Source organism: Candidatus Thiodiazotropha sp. CDECU1 (assembly GCF_963455295.1).
Classification (GTDB): domain Bacteria; phylum Pseudomonadota; class Gammaproteobacteria; order Chromatiales; family Chromatiaceae; genus Thiodiazotropha.
This window is the reverse complement of record NZ_OY734020.1, coordinates 3,405,071-3,420,183: the sequence shown is the minus strand read 5'-3', so window position 1 is coordinate 3,420,183 and position 15,113 is coordinate 3,405,071. Positions and strand designations below refer to the sequence as shown.

General features: G+C 34.6%; 13 protein-coding genes. 12 read left to right on the top strand and 1 reads right to left on the bottom strand.

The genetic code is table 11. The features are described from left to right. The first annotated feature begins 22 nt into the window (after positions 1-22). The 3 genes from R2K28_RS15525 (at position 23) to R2K28_RS15515 (ending at position 2,264) form a co-directional block, all read left to right on the top strand. The gene (locus R2K28_RS15525; protein ID WP_316365806.1) at positions 23-409 is read left to right on the top strand and encodes an arsenate reductase/protein-tyrosine-phosphatase family protein; all 387 of its coding nucleotides are present in this window, start codon (positions 23-25) and stop codon (positions 407-409) included. Positions 410-492: 83 nt separating this feature from the next. Then, positions 493-1,314: an alpha/beta fold hydrolase gene (locus tag R2K28_RS15520; protein ID WP_316365803.1), complete on the top strand. Its 822-nt coding sequence runs from the start codon at positions 493-495 to the stop codon at positions 1,312-1,314. Continuing rightward, entirely contained in the window at positions 1,311-2,264 is a 954-nt protein-coding gene (locus R2K28_RS15515; RefSeq protein WP_316365800.1) for an alpha/beta fold hydrolase, read from the top strand. Before R2K28_RS15520 ends, R2K28_RS15515 begins: the two co-directional genes overlap by 4 nt. 76 nt (positions 2,265-2,340) lie before the next feature. Here the strand turns inward: R2K28_RS15515 and R2K28_RS15510 are convergent, their stop codons facing one another. Beyond that, positions 2,341-3,870, bottom strand: coding sequence for an exosortase C-terminal domain/associated protein EpsI (locus tag R2K28_RS15510; protein ID WP_316365798.1), 1,530 nt, complete (start codon positions 3,868-3,870; stop codon positions 2,341-2,343). Between the two features lie 330 nt (positions 3,871-4,200). Here R2K28_RS15510 and R2K28_RS15505 point away from each other — a divergent pair, with 330 nt between their 5' ends. The 9 genes from R2K28_RS15505 (at position 4,201) to R2K28_RS15465 (ending at position 14,926) form a co-directional block, all read left to right on the top strand. Then, the gene (locus R2K28_RS15505) at positions 4,201-4,623 is read left to right on the top strand and encodes a VOC family protein (RefSeq protein ID WP_316365795.1); all 423 of its coding nucleotides are present in this window, start codon (positions 4,201-4,203) and stop codon (positions 4,621-4,623) included. A gap of 166 nt (positions 4,624-4,789) precedes the next feature. Then, positions 4,790-5,935, top strand: a complete 1,146-nt coding sequence (locus R2K28_RS15500) for a glycosyltransferase family 2 protein (RefSeq protein ID WP_316365792.1) — start codon at positions 4,790-4,792, stop codon at positions 5,933-5,935. A gap of 90 nt (positions 5,936-6,025) precedes the next feature. Beyond that, positions 6,026-7,153 carry a glycosyltransferase family 4 protein gene (locus tag R2K28_RS15495; protein ID WP_316365790.1) on the top strand — a complete coding sequence of 376 codons (1,128 nt, stop codon included), beginning with the start codon at positions 6,026-6,028 and terminating at the stop codon, positions 7,151-7,153. Between the two features lie 48 nt (positions 7,154-7,201). After that, positions 7,202-8,422, top strand: a complete 1,221-nt coding sequence (locus tag R2K28_RS15490; RefSeq protein ID WP_316365788.1) for an O-antigen ligase family protein — start codon at positions 7,202-7,204, stop codon at positions 8,420-8,422. A 16-nt stretch (positions 8,423-8,438) separates the two neighbouring features. After that, entirely contained in the window at positions 8,439-9,560 is a 1,122-nt protein-coding gene (locus tag R2K28_RS15485) for a glycosyltransferase family 4 protein (protein WP_316365786.1), read from the top strand. 11 nt (positions 9,561-9,571) lie between these two features. Continuing rightward, on the top strand, positions 9,572-10,786 hold the full coding sequence (locus tag R2K28_RS15480) for a glycosyltransferase family 4 protein (RefSeq protein ID WP_316365784.1): 1,215 nt from the start codon (positions 9,572-9,574) through the stop codon (positions 10,784-10,786). Between the two features lie 21 nt (positions 10,787-10,807). After that, positions 10,808-12,211: a phenylacetate--CoA ligase family protein gene (locus tag R2K28_RS15475; RefSeq protein ID WP_316365783.1), complete on the top strand. Its 1,404-nt coding sequence runs from the start codon at positions 10,808-10,810 to the stop codon at positions 12,209-12,211. A gap of 15 nt (positions 12,212-12,226) precedes the next feature. Next, positions 12,227-14,071 (top strand): asparagine synthase (glutamine-hydrolyzing), encoded by a 1,845-nt coding sequence (gene asnB / locus R2K28_RS15470; RefSeq protein WP_316365781.1) that lies wholly within the window; start codon positions 12,227-12,229, stop codon positions 14,069-14,071. Between the two features lie 45 nt (positions 14,072-14,116). Beyond that, positions 14,117-14,926: a class I SAM-dependent methyltransferase gene (locus R2K28_RS15465; RefSeq protein WP_316365779.1), complete on the top strand. Its 810-nt coding sequence runs from the start codon at positions 14,117-14,119 to the stop codon at positions 14,924-14,926. The last annotated feature ends 187 nt before the right edge of the window (positions 14,927-15,113 follow it).

The following is a 15,113-nucleotide window of genomic DNA, read 5'->3' as shown; positions in this document are numbered from 1 at the left end:
TAGCCCTCTAGCGGAATATTTAATGAAAAAAAATTGTTCTGGAGGTAAGTATTTTATTAAATCAGCAGGATTTCACACCAACACTGATCGGGAATGCGAGCCTGGATATTTAAAGATCCTCAATCAATCTGGCCATGATTTAACCAATCACAGGTCAAAACTTATTAATAAATCAGATATATTATGGGCAGATATAATTGTAATAATGGATAGATATAATTGGGATTTACTCAATAAAATGGATAGAGACTGTGGAAAAAAGACAGTATGGATCGGTGCTTTTTCAAATAATAATAGTGTTGAAATAATGGATCCATATAATAAGGGGCAAATATTTACAAATAAAGTAGTGGCTGAGATTGAAAATTGTGTAATAGATATCTGTAAAGTACTATCTCAACCAAGATAATGACTTGATTATAATGTGTGGAGTTACGTTGTAATTATTTTGATAGAATTCACGCATCAATTATTAATAGTGACAGGCCGAAAATGGAAGAAACCCCAACATTCTTAACAATAAATAGTGAAAAAATATTTTCAATATTTCATGTTCCCGATAAAAAAGATGTCAGGGGAGCGTTTGTTTTTATACATCCGTTTGCGGAAGAAAAGTTGTGGAGCCATAGAGTTTATGTCAGTTTTGCCCGTGAACTTTCAAATATGGGATATATCGTCGTTAGGTTCGATTTCAGAGGGCATGGCGATAGTGATGGGGAATTTGTAGACTCATCGATAGAAAATAACATTGCTGACATCTCTGCTGTCATCAGAGAGATAAAAGATAAATATCAAATAGAACATGTTGGTTTGTTTGGTCTAAGGTTGGGAGCCACGCTAGCTGCAATTTATGCAGACTCGTATAATGATATATCAAATCTGATTCTCTGGGATCCAGTCATAAGCGGTGAAAGGTATATGCAAGAATTACTTAGAAGTAATCTAGCTGCACAAATGGCTTTAAAAGGAAAAGTAGAAGTAACTAGAGAAGACCTGGTTAATCAAATGCAATCAGGAACACCTATCAATATCGAGGGATATTTACTGACATATGACTACTACAAGCAGATATCGGAGTTGAATTTACTTGAGGTTGATTATAGAAAAACTATAAGCTGTCTGATTAATCAAATAGTTAGGAACCCAAAGCAACCAATAAATAAAACCTACTCAGAAATTATCAGTAAATTTGCTGAAGATTCACAATTAATCAAGTCTCATGAGGAGCAATTTTGGAAGGAAATAAAGACGTTCTACCAAAACGCAGAGAATCTTAGCTCATCAACAGTAAACTGGTTGCAGGCATTAAAATGATAGCTACTCCTGTTACTTTCAATAATAGAAATGGATTGAAATTATTCGGAATACTCGAAACACCGTCTACTAACGCAAATAATGTTGCCGTTTTATTACTCTCACCCGGCATAAAGATGCGTGTTGGCCCACATCGATTATATAATAAATTATCGAAAATACTGGTTAGTAGTGGCTTTACTGTCTTAAGATTCGACTTTTATGGCTTGGGAGATTCCGAAGGGACATTGAATCAAAGTGCTCTCGTTGATGTATATAATAGTATCCAGAATGGGCGCTATATTGAAGATACGATAGACGCAATGGATTGGCTAAGTGACAAATATAATATAGGAAAATTTATATTAGGTGGTCTTTGTGGTGGTGCCATAACAGGTATGTTGGTTGGCAGTACTGACGAGAGAGTAAAAGGATTGATCGCGCTTGGATTAATTAATGTGTTTGAGGGGGGGGAAGGTAATTTCTCTAAATTTGTCACAGAAGGTCAGCTAGATGATCTAAAACAAGGATATATGAGCAAACTCACCGACCTTGATTCATGGAAGAGAATAATTACATTTAAAAGTGATTTTAGGACTATATTTAAGATCTTATTAAAACCAATTAGAGTTATTTCTGTAAAAATTAAAAATATATATAAAAACAAATCAAATAAACAAATAGAATTTATACAAGATGCTTCGAGTAACGTTAATCCCAAATTCGCACCAACCTTTTTCTCCATGTTACAGCAATCGAAGAAGATGCTTTTAATCTACAGTGGTGGAGATAGGTTACTGTGGGAATTTAAGGAAAAATTTGAGGATGTATATAAGTCTCATTTAACAGAGTACAGTCACATATACCAATTGCATACAATACCGGATGCCAACCACATTCTCTCTTTATCAAATTGGGAAGAGTCAATGCATAAATATGTCAGAGAATGGTTGGAAATAAATTATAAATAATGACTGTAAGATAAAAAGAGCTGTTCCTCATAATATTTAGAATAGTTTGTATTGAAACTCACTATCCTAAATACAATTAAATATTCAAATTATCGAGTTGTCCTTGGTAGTAGTAGAAACTCCCATGAAAAAAATCTTTAAGGATGCGTCGAGTATTTTCGATATCTGTTTTAAATTGGGAGGAAATAATAAAAACTGATTCATCTTTTCTTCCGGTCAGGATATTGATTATACCCAATAATTTTGCTCTATGATTATCATGCGTCACCTTTCCACCTATATAGTACCAATGCCAAATTAATCGTTTCTGCATGTATTGATTAACGACAAGAGTCTCTTTTACTTTATAAGTATCACCGGATTCTAAAACAATTTCGGTAGTATTCGTTTTTTCTATTTTCCAAATACCAGTCTCATATGGAAGATTTAAATCATTGATTAGCTCTTTACCCTGCCTCTGGTTAAGAAAAGTGGATAAAAAGAGGTCCACCTGATCATGCTCATATGAATAACTCGTAAGTATTTCGTAATCTGAGGGTTGCCAGGTTGGTTTCCATTTTTTAGTTGCTGTTATTTGATTCCAGCCATCTAATTGTGACTCTAACTTAATATCTTTGATATTTGTATTTGAAGTGGAACTGTTCGATAAAGAGATAATTGGTCCGATACTGATAAGTGCAATAAGTATTATAGGTAAGATAGAAGTCACTACATGATTGGTTTTTTGGGGTTTCGGTGATATAGGATGAGATGTAGTTACTCTCGTTTCTACAGATAAGCGATTATCGATTCGTCCTAAAAATACTAGATAGGCTAAAAAAAAGATCCCGAATACGAGCCACCCAAGCCAAATGTGATCTTCAAGCAGAGAGTGAGTCATATTAGTATAATGACCCGAAAGGACTACTATATAAATACGTATTACATTAGAGATAAAAGCAACAATTGAAGCAATAATAATACATATTATAGATATTTTAAGTGTATATTTTGAAAAAAATACATAGAGAATTGTTGTAGTAATAGCTGCTATTTGATATCGAAGGCCACTGCAAGTATCGCCAATCTCAAATATACCCTCGGGGATATGGATATAGAAACTCTCCTGAAAAGAAGTATAGCCTGTTAATTTGAGTAGATGATCAACGATTATTGCAGTCGGAAGTTGAAGTGGTGCCGAGAAAATAGACCACAAGGGGACTGAGCTTAGTAAAATTAATATCGTGAAGGAAAGACGAAGAGTTTGTCTAATACCGAACAAACTATAAATATAAAAACATAAAATTAGTATAAATAGAATTTGCGATGAAATCTGAATGTGTATGGATTCAGAAATAAACCACAGTATGGATAACGATATTAATAGCAGTGCCGAGAATGGTCTGAATTTAATTGAGAAATTATCTCTGGTAGATTTCCACTCATTGTAAAAAAGGAACAGGGATATGGGCAGTAATAGTAAACCGTGAGTATAAAGGCTGTTTTCTGCCGTCCAATTATTATAAATACTGACAGCTGTTTTATTATAAAATACAAATATTATAGCTATTCCAAAAAATAGTGAAATATCACTAATAGTAAACTTGAGAGATGCCGGTTTATGCATTTTTTATTAAGTTTAAAGCGTTGTGAAATATTTACTATTTTTATATAGCATCCAAAATTATAATCATTCTAAAACTTTTTCGTGTTCTGATCCAGGTGAAGTAAAATCCTGATTAAATTGTATGGAAATATGCTACGCGTAGACAAATCAATTTAGGTCTTTTTAGAGATATGGGATTCACGACTATTTAATACTATTTACAGATAAAAGACACATTGATTGGTTAAAAAAGTACTTATAAATAATAGCCGAATAAATGAAATTATGCGATTATATAGAAGCTTATACGGTAATTTTGTAATTTATTTAAATCTCTAAAATGATATTGATATGAAAATTGATCACATATGTATAGCTGTCAGATCTATTGAAAGGGCCATACCGAGGTTTGTGGAAATATTTGGGTATAAACAGAAGACCGAGAAAATTACAAATACACGCCAAAAAGTAAATGTAGTTTTTTTAGAGAAGCAGGAATCTCTGGACATTAAACTGATTGAACCATCTGATTCTGAATCACCTCTTATTCAGAGTTTAAAAAAAGGGGAGGGCCTTCATCATATATGCTTCAAAACAGAGAATGGCGTAACTGAGGAACTGGAAAATTTGAGGATGAAAGGTCTTAGAGTGCTGTCTGAGGCAGACAAGGGAGAGGCATTCGAAGATGAGCTGATAGCATTTATTTATGCTGGTTATGGGCTTAATATAGAATTGATCGATACAGATAAAAGAAGAGGAGTTATTAATAATTAAATAAGAACTATTATGATAAGAATTAAAAATAATTACTAATATGTAAATTACACCGGCATGAGAAATTAATATTTAAGTAATCCAATGAATGATTCTTCTGATATGATCAATGCCAATTTTAGTACTGCTGCTCTAAAACATCACTCAACGCGGATTCTGTAACAAAATGACAATCCTGTTTTGGTTAATGCTTTTCTTTATCCTTTATGCCTATTTTCTTTATCCACTTTTGCTGGTCTTTATCGGTAAAAATAGACAAAAATTAACTTACAAAACAGTTGGAGATGAAGAATTACCAAGTGTTGCAATATTGTTACCTGTTCATAATGAAGCAAATGTTATTCAAGCAAAATTAGAAAATATAGAGCTTCTCAACTACCCGACTGAGTTACTTAATGTGGTAATCGTGTCAGACGGATCAACAGATAATACAATAGAAATAGTTGAAAATTACAAGAGTAGATTAAATATCAAAGTAGTAGAGGTCGAGCAACAAAAAGGAAAGGCTAATGCGTTAAATCAAGGATTGAAAGAGGTGAGTTCATCCATTGTGATATTTACTGACGCATCTATTATGCTAGATAAACAATCCATCAAGAATATTGTCATGCCATTCACGGTAGATAACATTGGTTGTGTGTCCGGAGAAGATCATATACCTGCAAATCAAGGAGGTGAGGGGCTTTATGGGAAGTATGAGTTGTTTTTGCGTAATAAAGAATCAGCAATTGATTCCATTGTAGGGGCCAGCGGTTCCTTTTATGCGCAGAGAACTTCACTGGTAAAGTCTTTCAAGGAGGGTTTAGCGCCTGATTTTCTTTCTGTTCTATATACTGTTGAAGCTGGGTTCAGAGCAATTACAGAACCGAAAGCCATTGGAATAATGAGTGCGTCAAAAAGTACAAGCAATGAATATAATAGGAAAGTAAGAACAATATTACGAGGAATGACTGCGTTATTTTCAAAACTAAACTTATTAAACCCAATCAGATATGGATGGTTTTCGATATTTTTGTTATCGCATAAAATAATGAGATGGTTAGTTCCATTTTTTTTGATCATGCTGTTTTTAATTAATATATATTTATTGGATTACGATCTATATAGAATTATATTTGGATGCCAGATAGCATTTTATATATTGGCTGTGGGCGCAATCCATGAAAATAGCATCTTACACAATAAATCTGTTGGTAAAATTCCTCTCTTTTTTACAATGGTTAACCTGGCAATCCTTAAAGCTTGGGTTCTTTACTTGTTCGGTAAACGGCAAGAAGTATGGAGGCCAACGAAGCGTGAACATAGATTATGAGGCAATATTTTAGTGCCAAGATAATTGTTATTAATTTTGTAGCAGTGGCAAAGATACTATTTTATAAAAACTGTAATTTATATTATTAAAATGCAACAAAAAGTAATTCAGGTACTAGATTTACGTGATTCACCTTGGGTGGATGGCCCTGGTAGGACGATTCTACAGTGCGCTGATATGATGGATGAGGAAAAATGCAAAATAGTTATAGGAGGTTTCTCAGGTGATAGCCATAATGATCATGCCTATATCAAAAAAGCTAAGCAGTTATCACTAGATATAGTGACGATTGAGGAAAAAAGATCTTTCGATTTGGGTGTTATAAAAAAGATAAAACAAACTGTTGAGGAAAAATCCATAGATATTATTCATACCCATGATTTTCGTTCTAATATATATGGGCTTGTATGCGCTAAGAGTCTAGGGTTGCCGCTTGTTTCAACCTGTCATGGTTGGATTTCTAATAATCTAAAAGGTCAAATTTATACAAAAATAGATCGCTATTTATTGCGCTACCACGATAAGATAATAACTGTATCAGAGCTTATGAAAAAACAGCTGGTTCAAGGCGGAATTGACCCTAATATAATTAAAGTAATTAACAATGCACTAGTAATAGAAGATTATATAATTGATAAAGAAAATAGGCGATTTAGAGATGAATTCAAAATCCCGCATGATAAAATCGTTGTAGCCAATATTGGTAGATTAAGTATCGAAAAGGGACAGGAAAATTATTTAAAAGCAGCAAAATATATATGCGAAACAAATAGTGATTTTGTTTTTTTAATTATTGGAATAGGTCCAGAGTATGAAAAATTAGTCAACATGGCAAAAGAATTACAAATATCAGATAAAGTAATTTTTACTGGTTACAGAGAGGATATGGTTAATATCTATAATGGTGTGGATTTGGTTGTTCAAAGCTCAAGTACAGAAGGTATGCCAAATGTAATTCTGGAGTCATTGTTGATGGAAATACCGGTAATAGCAACAGATGTGGGCGGGACCTCTCAAATAGTCGATCACAACCTAACAGGGTTCCTTATAGAGGCAAATAATGTTGAATCATTGAAGAATGCGATGACCGAATACGTTAAAAACAAATCTCACTTTAACAAGATGGCAACATTAGGAAGAGAAAACATAAAATTAAATTATAATCAGGATAATAGAGTGAATAAATTGTATGATGTCTATCACGAAATAGTGCACTGATAAAGCCATTTAAATATGTTGTATATAGGTTTACTGCTATCTCTCTTCATGGATTATGTGCGACCAGACGCATACTTGCCAGTACTTGCGGCTATAAAGCTAAATTCAGTTATTCCGCTGGCTGTTACACTCGGTGCTATTTTTTATGCTAGTGCCAACGGTAATGGCAAAATATTCAGCCATAGCAACACCAAGTGGTTTTTGTTCTTTTTATTTCTACTATTCATATCATTATTCATTTCAGATGTAACAGAATATGCATACAAAAAATTTAAACTAATATTTGGTTTTGTGTTGTGGTACTACATCATCGTTAAATTAGTAACAGACATAAATAAAATCAAGGGAATATTTATTGTCTTTGTCTTAAGCCATATACTACTTGTTATCCTGAATCCAAATGTGGTTTTAGAGCCTGCTACCAGATCCTATATCAGGAATAATGCCTTTCTAGGTGATGGAAATGATTTTTCCCTGTCAGTATCGCTGACAATACCAATGTGCTTGTTTCTGATACAGGATGCTAAGAAGTTTATATCTAAATCTTTTTATATTCTTGCATTGATAATATTGATAGGTGCAATTATAGGTACTCAATCCCGTGGAGCGTCATTGGCCTTAATGGCGACTTTCGCTTATCTATGGTGGATGGGGCGACAGAAGTTGCTGGGAATTATGCTGATAGGTGGAGCACTTGTAACAGTTTTAGCTTTTGCTCCACCCGTATATTTCGAGAGGATGAACACAATAAGGAATTATGAATCAGAAGGATCTGCTATGGGTAGAATTATAGCGTGGAGGACAGCCATAAGAATGGCGGCAGCCAAACCGCTTACTGGGGTTGGGCCTGGCCATTTTGCAGTGAAACTAGGGACTGATTTCAGACCGCCTGAATATGGTTCAGAGAATTTACCATGGCTAACAGCACACTCATCCTATTTTTTGATACTCGGTGAATTGGGATTGCCAGGGATCATATTCTTTCTTGCTATACTCATTGGCAATTATAGAAGGAACAGTAAATACATGAAAACAATGAGGGAGTATGCAGACTCTGGAGGAGATTCTGGAGTGGAGTCTGAGTACAGAAAGTTATTTCTAATGTTGAATGCCAGCCTTGTAGCATTCTCCGTCGGTGGTGCATTCCTATCTGTTACATATTATCCTCATATATTTGTGCTAGTGGGGTTATTTGTGGCAGCTGAATTTATGTATAAATTGGATCTGGAAGAAAAGAATATTAATAAAAGTTTAGCAACCGATAAATAAGTTAAAAACAGTGGCCATGAATAACAGCAAAATCAAAATATGCATATTGCATTCAACTTTACATATAGGTGGTGCCGAAGAGGTTACAGCAAATATATGCAAAACAATCGACAAAGATTTATTTGATATTACGGTCTGTTATCTTAAAGAGATGGGTTTGGTAGGAGAAAGAATTGCAAAACAAGGTACAGATGTAATTGGGGTTGCAAAAAAATCTATAAATAAAACAGACTATTTAACATCACTACGCCTTAGAAACCTTATAAAGAAAGAGCAATTCAGTATTGTACATACACATGACATTCACTCTCTAATTGATGCATCAATATGTAGGCTAACGATGCCATCACTAAAATTGGTACATACATTTCACTTTGGGAATTATCCACACAGAGAACCGAAAAGGGCAAAACTTGAGAAATTATTTTGGAGAGTACCTGATAAGCTAGTCTCCGTATCAGAGAAACAAAAGAGTGATTTATGTAAATTTTATAAAATCCCGGAGAATAGAGTAACAACTGTTTGGAATGGGGTGGATATTTTAACAGAGAATAAAAAACTTGATGCTATAGAAGGATACAGGCAACAAGGCAAGGTGATTATTGGTTCAGTCAATACACTTATAGAACAGAAGGGCATGTTTGATTTGATTGAGGTATCCAAGGTTTTAAAAGACAATCTACCTGACAAGTTTGTCTTTGTTGTTGCAGGAGATGGACCTCTCAGATCTAAATTGGAAGCAGAGATAGCCAAATACAATCTAGAGGATTATGTCCATCTTTTGGGCTGGGTAGACTCAGCATCGTCAGTTATTCTACCGAAAATAGATATATTCTTTCAGCCATCGCTATGGGAAGCAATGTCAATGGTTTTACTTGAAGCCATGGCATCAAGTAAGGCAATAGTCACAACGAGTGTAGGAGAGACGCCAAAAATCATCAACAGTCCGGAATATGGAGTAGTGGTTGAGCCGGGTAACATCCAAGCAATGATTTCATCTTTGACAGAAATGATAGAAAAAAAGCAGTTGAGAGAACAGCTTGGAAAAAATGCAAGGTTAAGATATGAAGAGCATTTCACGGCAGCTAAGATGTCTTCTAGATATGCAGATCTGTATCAAAAATTAATAAATGTTTAGGTAGCCAATAAATGAAAGTTTTATTTTTATCACAAATCATACCTTACCCTCCGCATGGTGGAGTTTTACAAAGAGGCTACAATATCATTCGAGAGATCGGAAAAGAGAATGAAGTCTACCTACTCGCATTTCATCATCCCGATACAATAGCCACAGAATCGCTGTTGGAAGAGAGCAAACAGGAGTTAGAGAAAATATGTTCTCAGGTGCACTATTTCAAGCTGTGGCCAAAGCAATCAAAGATTCACAAATTCCTGGCGTTTTTGTTGGGCTTCTTCTATCCATTACCATTTAGTGTGCTTGCTCATAAAAGCTCGGCATATAAAAAAACGATTAGAGAAATTCTAGAAAAAAATAAAATCGATATTGTCCATATTGATACCGTGGGTTTATCTCAGTACAGAGAATGTATAGGTGATATTCCATGTATTGTTACTCATCACAATATAGAATCATCTTTGATGGCCAGGAGATCAAAGGTTGAATCTAATTGGTTTGCAAGATATTACGTTGCAAAACAGTCAAAAAGATTAAGAGAATATGAGGCAACAGAAAGCGAAAAATACCCCGTCAATGTGATGATGTCAAAAACAGATGCAGAAGAGTTGAACCAAATGTCACCAGGCGTTAATACTGCAATTGTACCAAATGGTGTTGATGTAAACTATTTTACCAAGCTTGGTGATAAGGAAGAGCAAGCGATTATTTATACCGGTGGTATGAATATGTTTGCTAATAAGGATGCAGTCATGCATTTGATTAATGATATTTGGCCGATGGTAAAGAAGAAAATACCAGCAATTAACTTTTATATAATAGGTCAGGATCCGCCAAAAGAATTGTTATCTATTGCATCTCAAGATAGTGGTATAAAAGTCTTGGGATTCGTTGATGACATCAGGCCATACGTTGCTAAATCAGCCATATATGTTGTGCCATTAAGGGTTGGCGGTGGAACAAGGCTGAAGGTATTGGATGCACTTGCACAAGGAAAGGCAATTGTGTCGACTTCAATAGGTAGTGAAGGAATTGAAGTGACTGATCGATTGAATGTTTATTTAGAAGATACTGATGAAGGTTTCGCTAACAGTATTATCGAATTAATAAACGATGAAGAAAGAAGAGATGAATTGGGTAAACAAGCAAGACTTCTTGCGGAACAGAAGTATGCATGGCCTTCTATAGCTGAAGGTTTAATAGCAGCGTATAAAAGTGTAATACACTAGTTTGAATAATTAAGATAGACCATGGATACCCCATTTAAGAATATATATGATTTATTACCAGCTCCAATTCAAAATTTAGCTGTAACAACTTATAGTATTATTTTGGATAAAAAAAGGTACGGTGGGGAATTCAAAAAAGTAAAAAGTTTCTTGGATAAGAGCCAGTGGTACGATGAAAATGAAATTATAGATTATCAGGAAACAATGCTTAGAGACCTCATAAAGTATAGTTATGAGCATGTAGAATATTATTCTTTATTGATGAAAAAACTTAAATTAAAACCATCAGATATTACTACTATCGATGATCTGCAAAAACTGCCTATCTTGACAAAGGAAAATATTAAAAATAATTTCAATGCTCTGCTGTCTGACGAATATAATATGAATACTGTTGATAGAGGTCATACAAGTGGAACAACAGGCTCTCCACTTGAAATTTGTTATAGTAAAAATCTTATTAACTTTAACTATGCCATGTTAGACAGGCAATATAATTGGGCTGGGGTAAATCTTGGTAAATTCGGCGATAAAGTTGCCGTGATCAGAGGTAACATCATAGTACCGTTGAGCAATCAAACCCCGCCATTTTGGAGATACAACTATTTTCATAATCAATTGTTACTATCATCCTTTCATTTAAAACCTGAATATATAAATTACTACCTGGATGAGCTTAGAAGATTCTCACCAAAGACCCTGGATGGTTACCCATCAACTGTTTACATTTTAGCAAAATACTTGAAAAGTATCGGTGAACAACTGAAGCTGGAATCTGTACTGACATCATCAGAAACTTTGTATGATTTTCAAAGAGAAACAATCGAACAAAGTTTTGATTGTAAGGTTTATGATTACTACGGTTCAGCTGAAAGAGTACTATTTACAACAGAATGCTCTCACTCTGGTGGTCACATTGGGATGGAGTATGGCATTACTGAAATATGCGATAGCGATGGTAATTCATTAGAGCGTGGAAAAACAGGTACTGTAGTAGCAACTTCATTACACAATCTTGCAATGCCTTTAATACGTTATAAAACGAATGATATGTCAGCTATTAAGCAAGAGAAGTGTGCATGCGGTAGAGCTCATTATTTACTTAATGAGGTGACCACAAAGGCAGAAGATACAATAGTGCTTAAGGATGGAAGGCTGATATCGCCATCAGTACTTACCCACCCTTTTAAGCCGCTGACTTCCATATTGGAGTCTCAGATAATCCAAAATGATATTGACAATATAACTGTCAAACTTAGAACAGATGACAATTTTACTGAACACGATAAAAATGAATTGTTACACAGCCTATCAGAAAGGTTGGGAAAAGATACCAAAGTCTCTATAGAGATGGTACAAGAACTTGAACGCACAGCAACAGGTAAGTTTAAGTGGGTTATTTCCAATGTAGACATGAATATTTAACAGGAATAATAAAAGATGTGTGGAATAGCCGGTGTACTATATGCAGACTCATCTAAGAGTGTCGACAAGTCAAAGCTGCAAGCAATGACAGATATATTTTCTTATAGAGGGCCGGATGACAGTGGTCAATATGTCTCAGGATCACTTGGCATTGCTCATAGAAGGCTAAGTATTATAGGACTTTCCACTGGCCACCAACCAATGACGGATAGTAGTAATAAATATTGGATAGTATTCAACGGAGAAATCTACAATTACTTAGAGCTAAAAAAAGATTTGGTAAAAAAAGGATATTCGTTCAATACCGAATCAGATACTGAGGTAATTATATACCTTTACATTGAGTATGGATTTGACTGTTTGAAGTATTTAAATGGTATGTTTGCTTTTGCTATTTATAATGAAATTGATAAATCATTGTTCCTGGCAAGAGATAGGATGGGTATCAAGCCTATCTATTACAGCCATATAGAAAGTGGTTTTTACTTTGCTTCAGAGATTAAGGCAATTCTGGAGTACGGTGATATCAGAGGTGAATTGAATACTCAATCTATATATGAATATTTCATGTTTAGAGGTGTTGCTGGTCCAAATACAATGTTCAGCCAGATTCATTCGCTTCTTCCTGGCCACTATATGGTCGTGAAAAACAATCAAGTTAATATTGTAAAATACTGGAATTTGCAGGCCATAAAGCAGGATAAATCTCTAGATAAAGTCTCAGCTATGGAAGGCATTGAATCCTTGCTCAAGGATGCTATAAACATTCGATTAATGAGTGAAGTACCGCTTGGTACATTTTGCAGTGGTGGAATAGATTCCAGTCTTGTAACTGCAATAGCTGCTGGTATTGCCGGCAACAATATGAATACATTCTCTGTTGGCTTTAACGAAGAGAACTATGATGAGTCAAGATACGCAAAGATAGTTTCGGACAAATATGGCACAAAACACCATGAGCTTGTACTGAATAGTGATGATTTTGCTGGTTTACTCAATAGATCCATAACGTTAAATGATGAACCGCTTCATTTCTCAAATTCTGTACACATATTAGCACTGAGCGAATTGGCAAAGGAGCACGTGACAGTAGTGTTAACTGGAGAGGGGGCAGACGAACTCTTTTTGGGTTATCCAAGATATTTTATTCCTGAATTAATAAATAAGTTCAGAAGGTTATCATGGGTGATGTCACCAATATTGAGATTATTATCAAAAGTAATATCTGATCATCGCTTTACAAAATTAAGTGACTATTCAAGTTTTGATAAAGAGTTATTATTAATGCTTAATTCTGCTGTTAATAAATATGACTCGGTAGAAAAAATTGCGTTGAATGATCAAAGTATTAATCTTGATTATAGAAAACATGTTTCTTCTTCAATGATGAACTATGAGAAGACCATGGATATGGTTTCGATACAAGACCAGTTAACATATCTAGTATCAATTCTAAACAGGCAGGATAAAATGAGCATGGGTGCTAGTGTTGAAGCCAGGGTACCATTTATTGATTACAGATTAGTGGAGTTTGCAAACTCGATACCCTCATCTGTAAAAATAGAAAAGACAAATACAAAAATGCTCATAAAAAACATTGCAGAGAAGTATTTACCAAAAGAACTGATTTATCGTAGAAAATCTGGTTTTGGTGTGCCATTGTCTGACTGGATAAGAGATGGTAGCGGATTTGGTAAAATGGTAAAAGAGGTTTTATATGATACAAAAAATGATGAAAATATAGACCTGGCATACGTTCGAAATCGGTACAAAGATCACATGTCTGGAAAGTCAGATATGTCAGAAATAATCTGGACGACTGTAAATTATTTACTGTGGAGAAATATTTACAGTATATGATTTCCTCAAATTACTCTGTAAAACTTTAGTGATGAGACTACAACAGTGACTACACAAAACTCAAATGATGCAGAAAAGACATTACAACAAAATTCGATTCATGACGAGTGGGTGGATAATTACAGAACGCCAGATAATGAGTTATTTTACAACATGGCTTTTGACTTCATACGCGATTCTTTTGAGCAAATAGACGGTGACCAAGTATTGGACGCTGGATGTGGCAGCTGCGCAAAGTCTAAAAATTTAGTAGACCGGGGCTATCAGGTCGTAGGAACAGATCTTTCTGAGTCCGCACTTGATTTAGCTAGAAAGGGATTAGCTGGATCTGACTATGACGACAAGATAGAACTCAGGTGTGAAAATTTAACCAAATTAACAATAGAAGACGAATCGTTTAGCAAGGTTTTATGTTGGGGAGTATTAATGCACATTCCTGATGTTGATAAAGCGATATCTGAACTGTCGAGAATTGTTAAAAGAGGAGGCATACTTGCGATAAGCGAAGGTAATATGCATTCATTGCAGACAATCGCAATCAGGTTATTGAAAAAAATCCTAGGACGCGAAAAAGCGGTAGTCAATATTGTCGATGCAGGTATAGAAAACTGGGAAGAAACAGGTGATGGTCGCTTAATGACAAGACAGGCAAATATAGATTGGTACGTCAAAGAGTTTGAAAAACATGGTCTTGAGCTGGTATCAAGGAGAGCAGGTCAATTCACTGAATTGTATTGGGTGGTATCATCAAGCGTATTAAAAAAAGTAATCCATTACTTTAACAAGATTTGGTTTAAATATATAAAAATACCGGGCCCAGCATTCGGAAATATATTGATTTTGAGGAAAAAATAAAAAATACTTTCATATGAGAAACATAGTCTCAAAACTGTTTCGTATTATTAAAAGGATTATTGCTTATATCTTATACTATACCGGTATAACTGAATATTTAATAAAAACAAAATTATCAAATAAAATAGTCATTATTACGTATCACAGGGTACTACCCTATAAAAAAAGAAATCTTAGTTTTTCACAC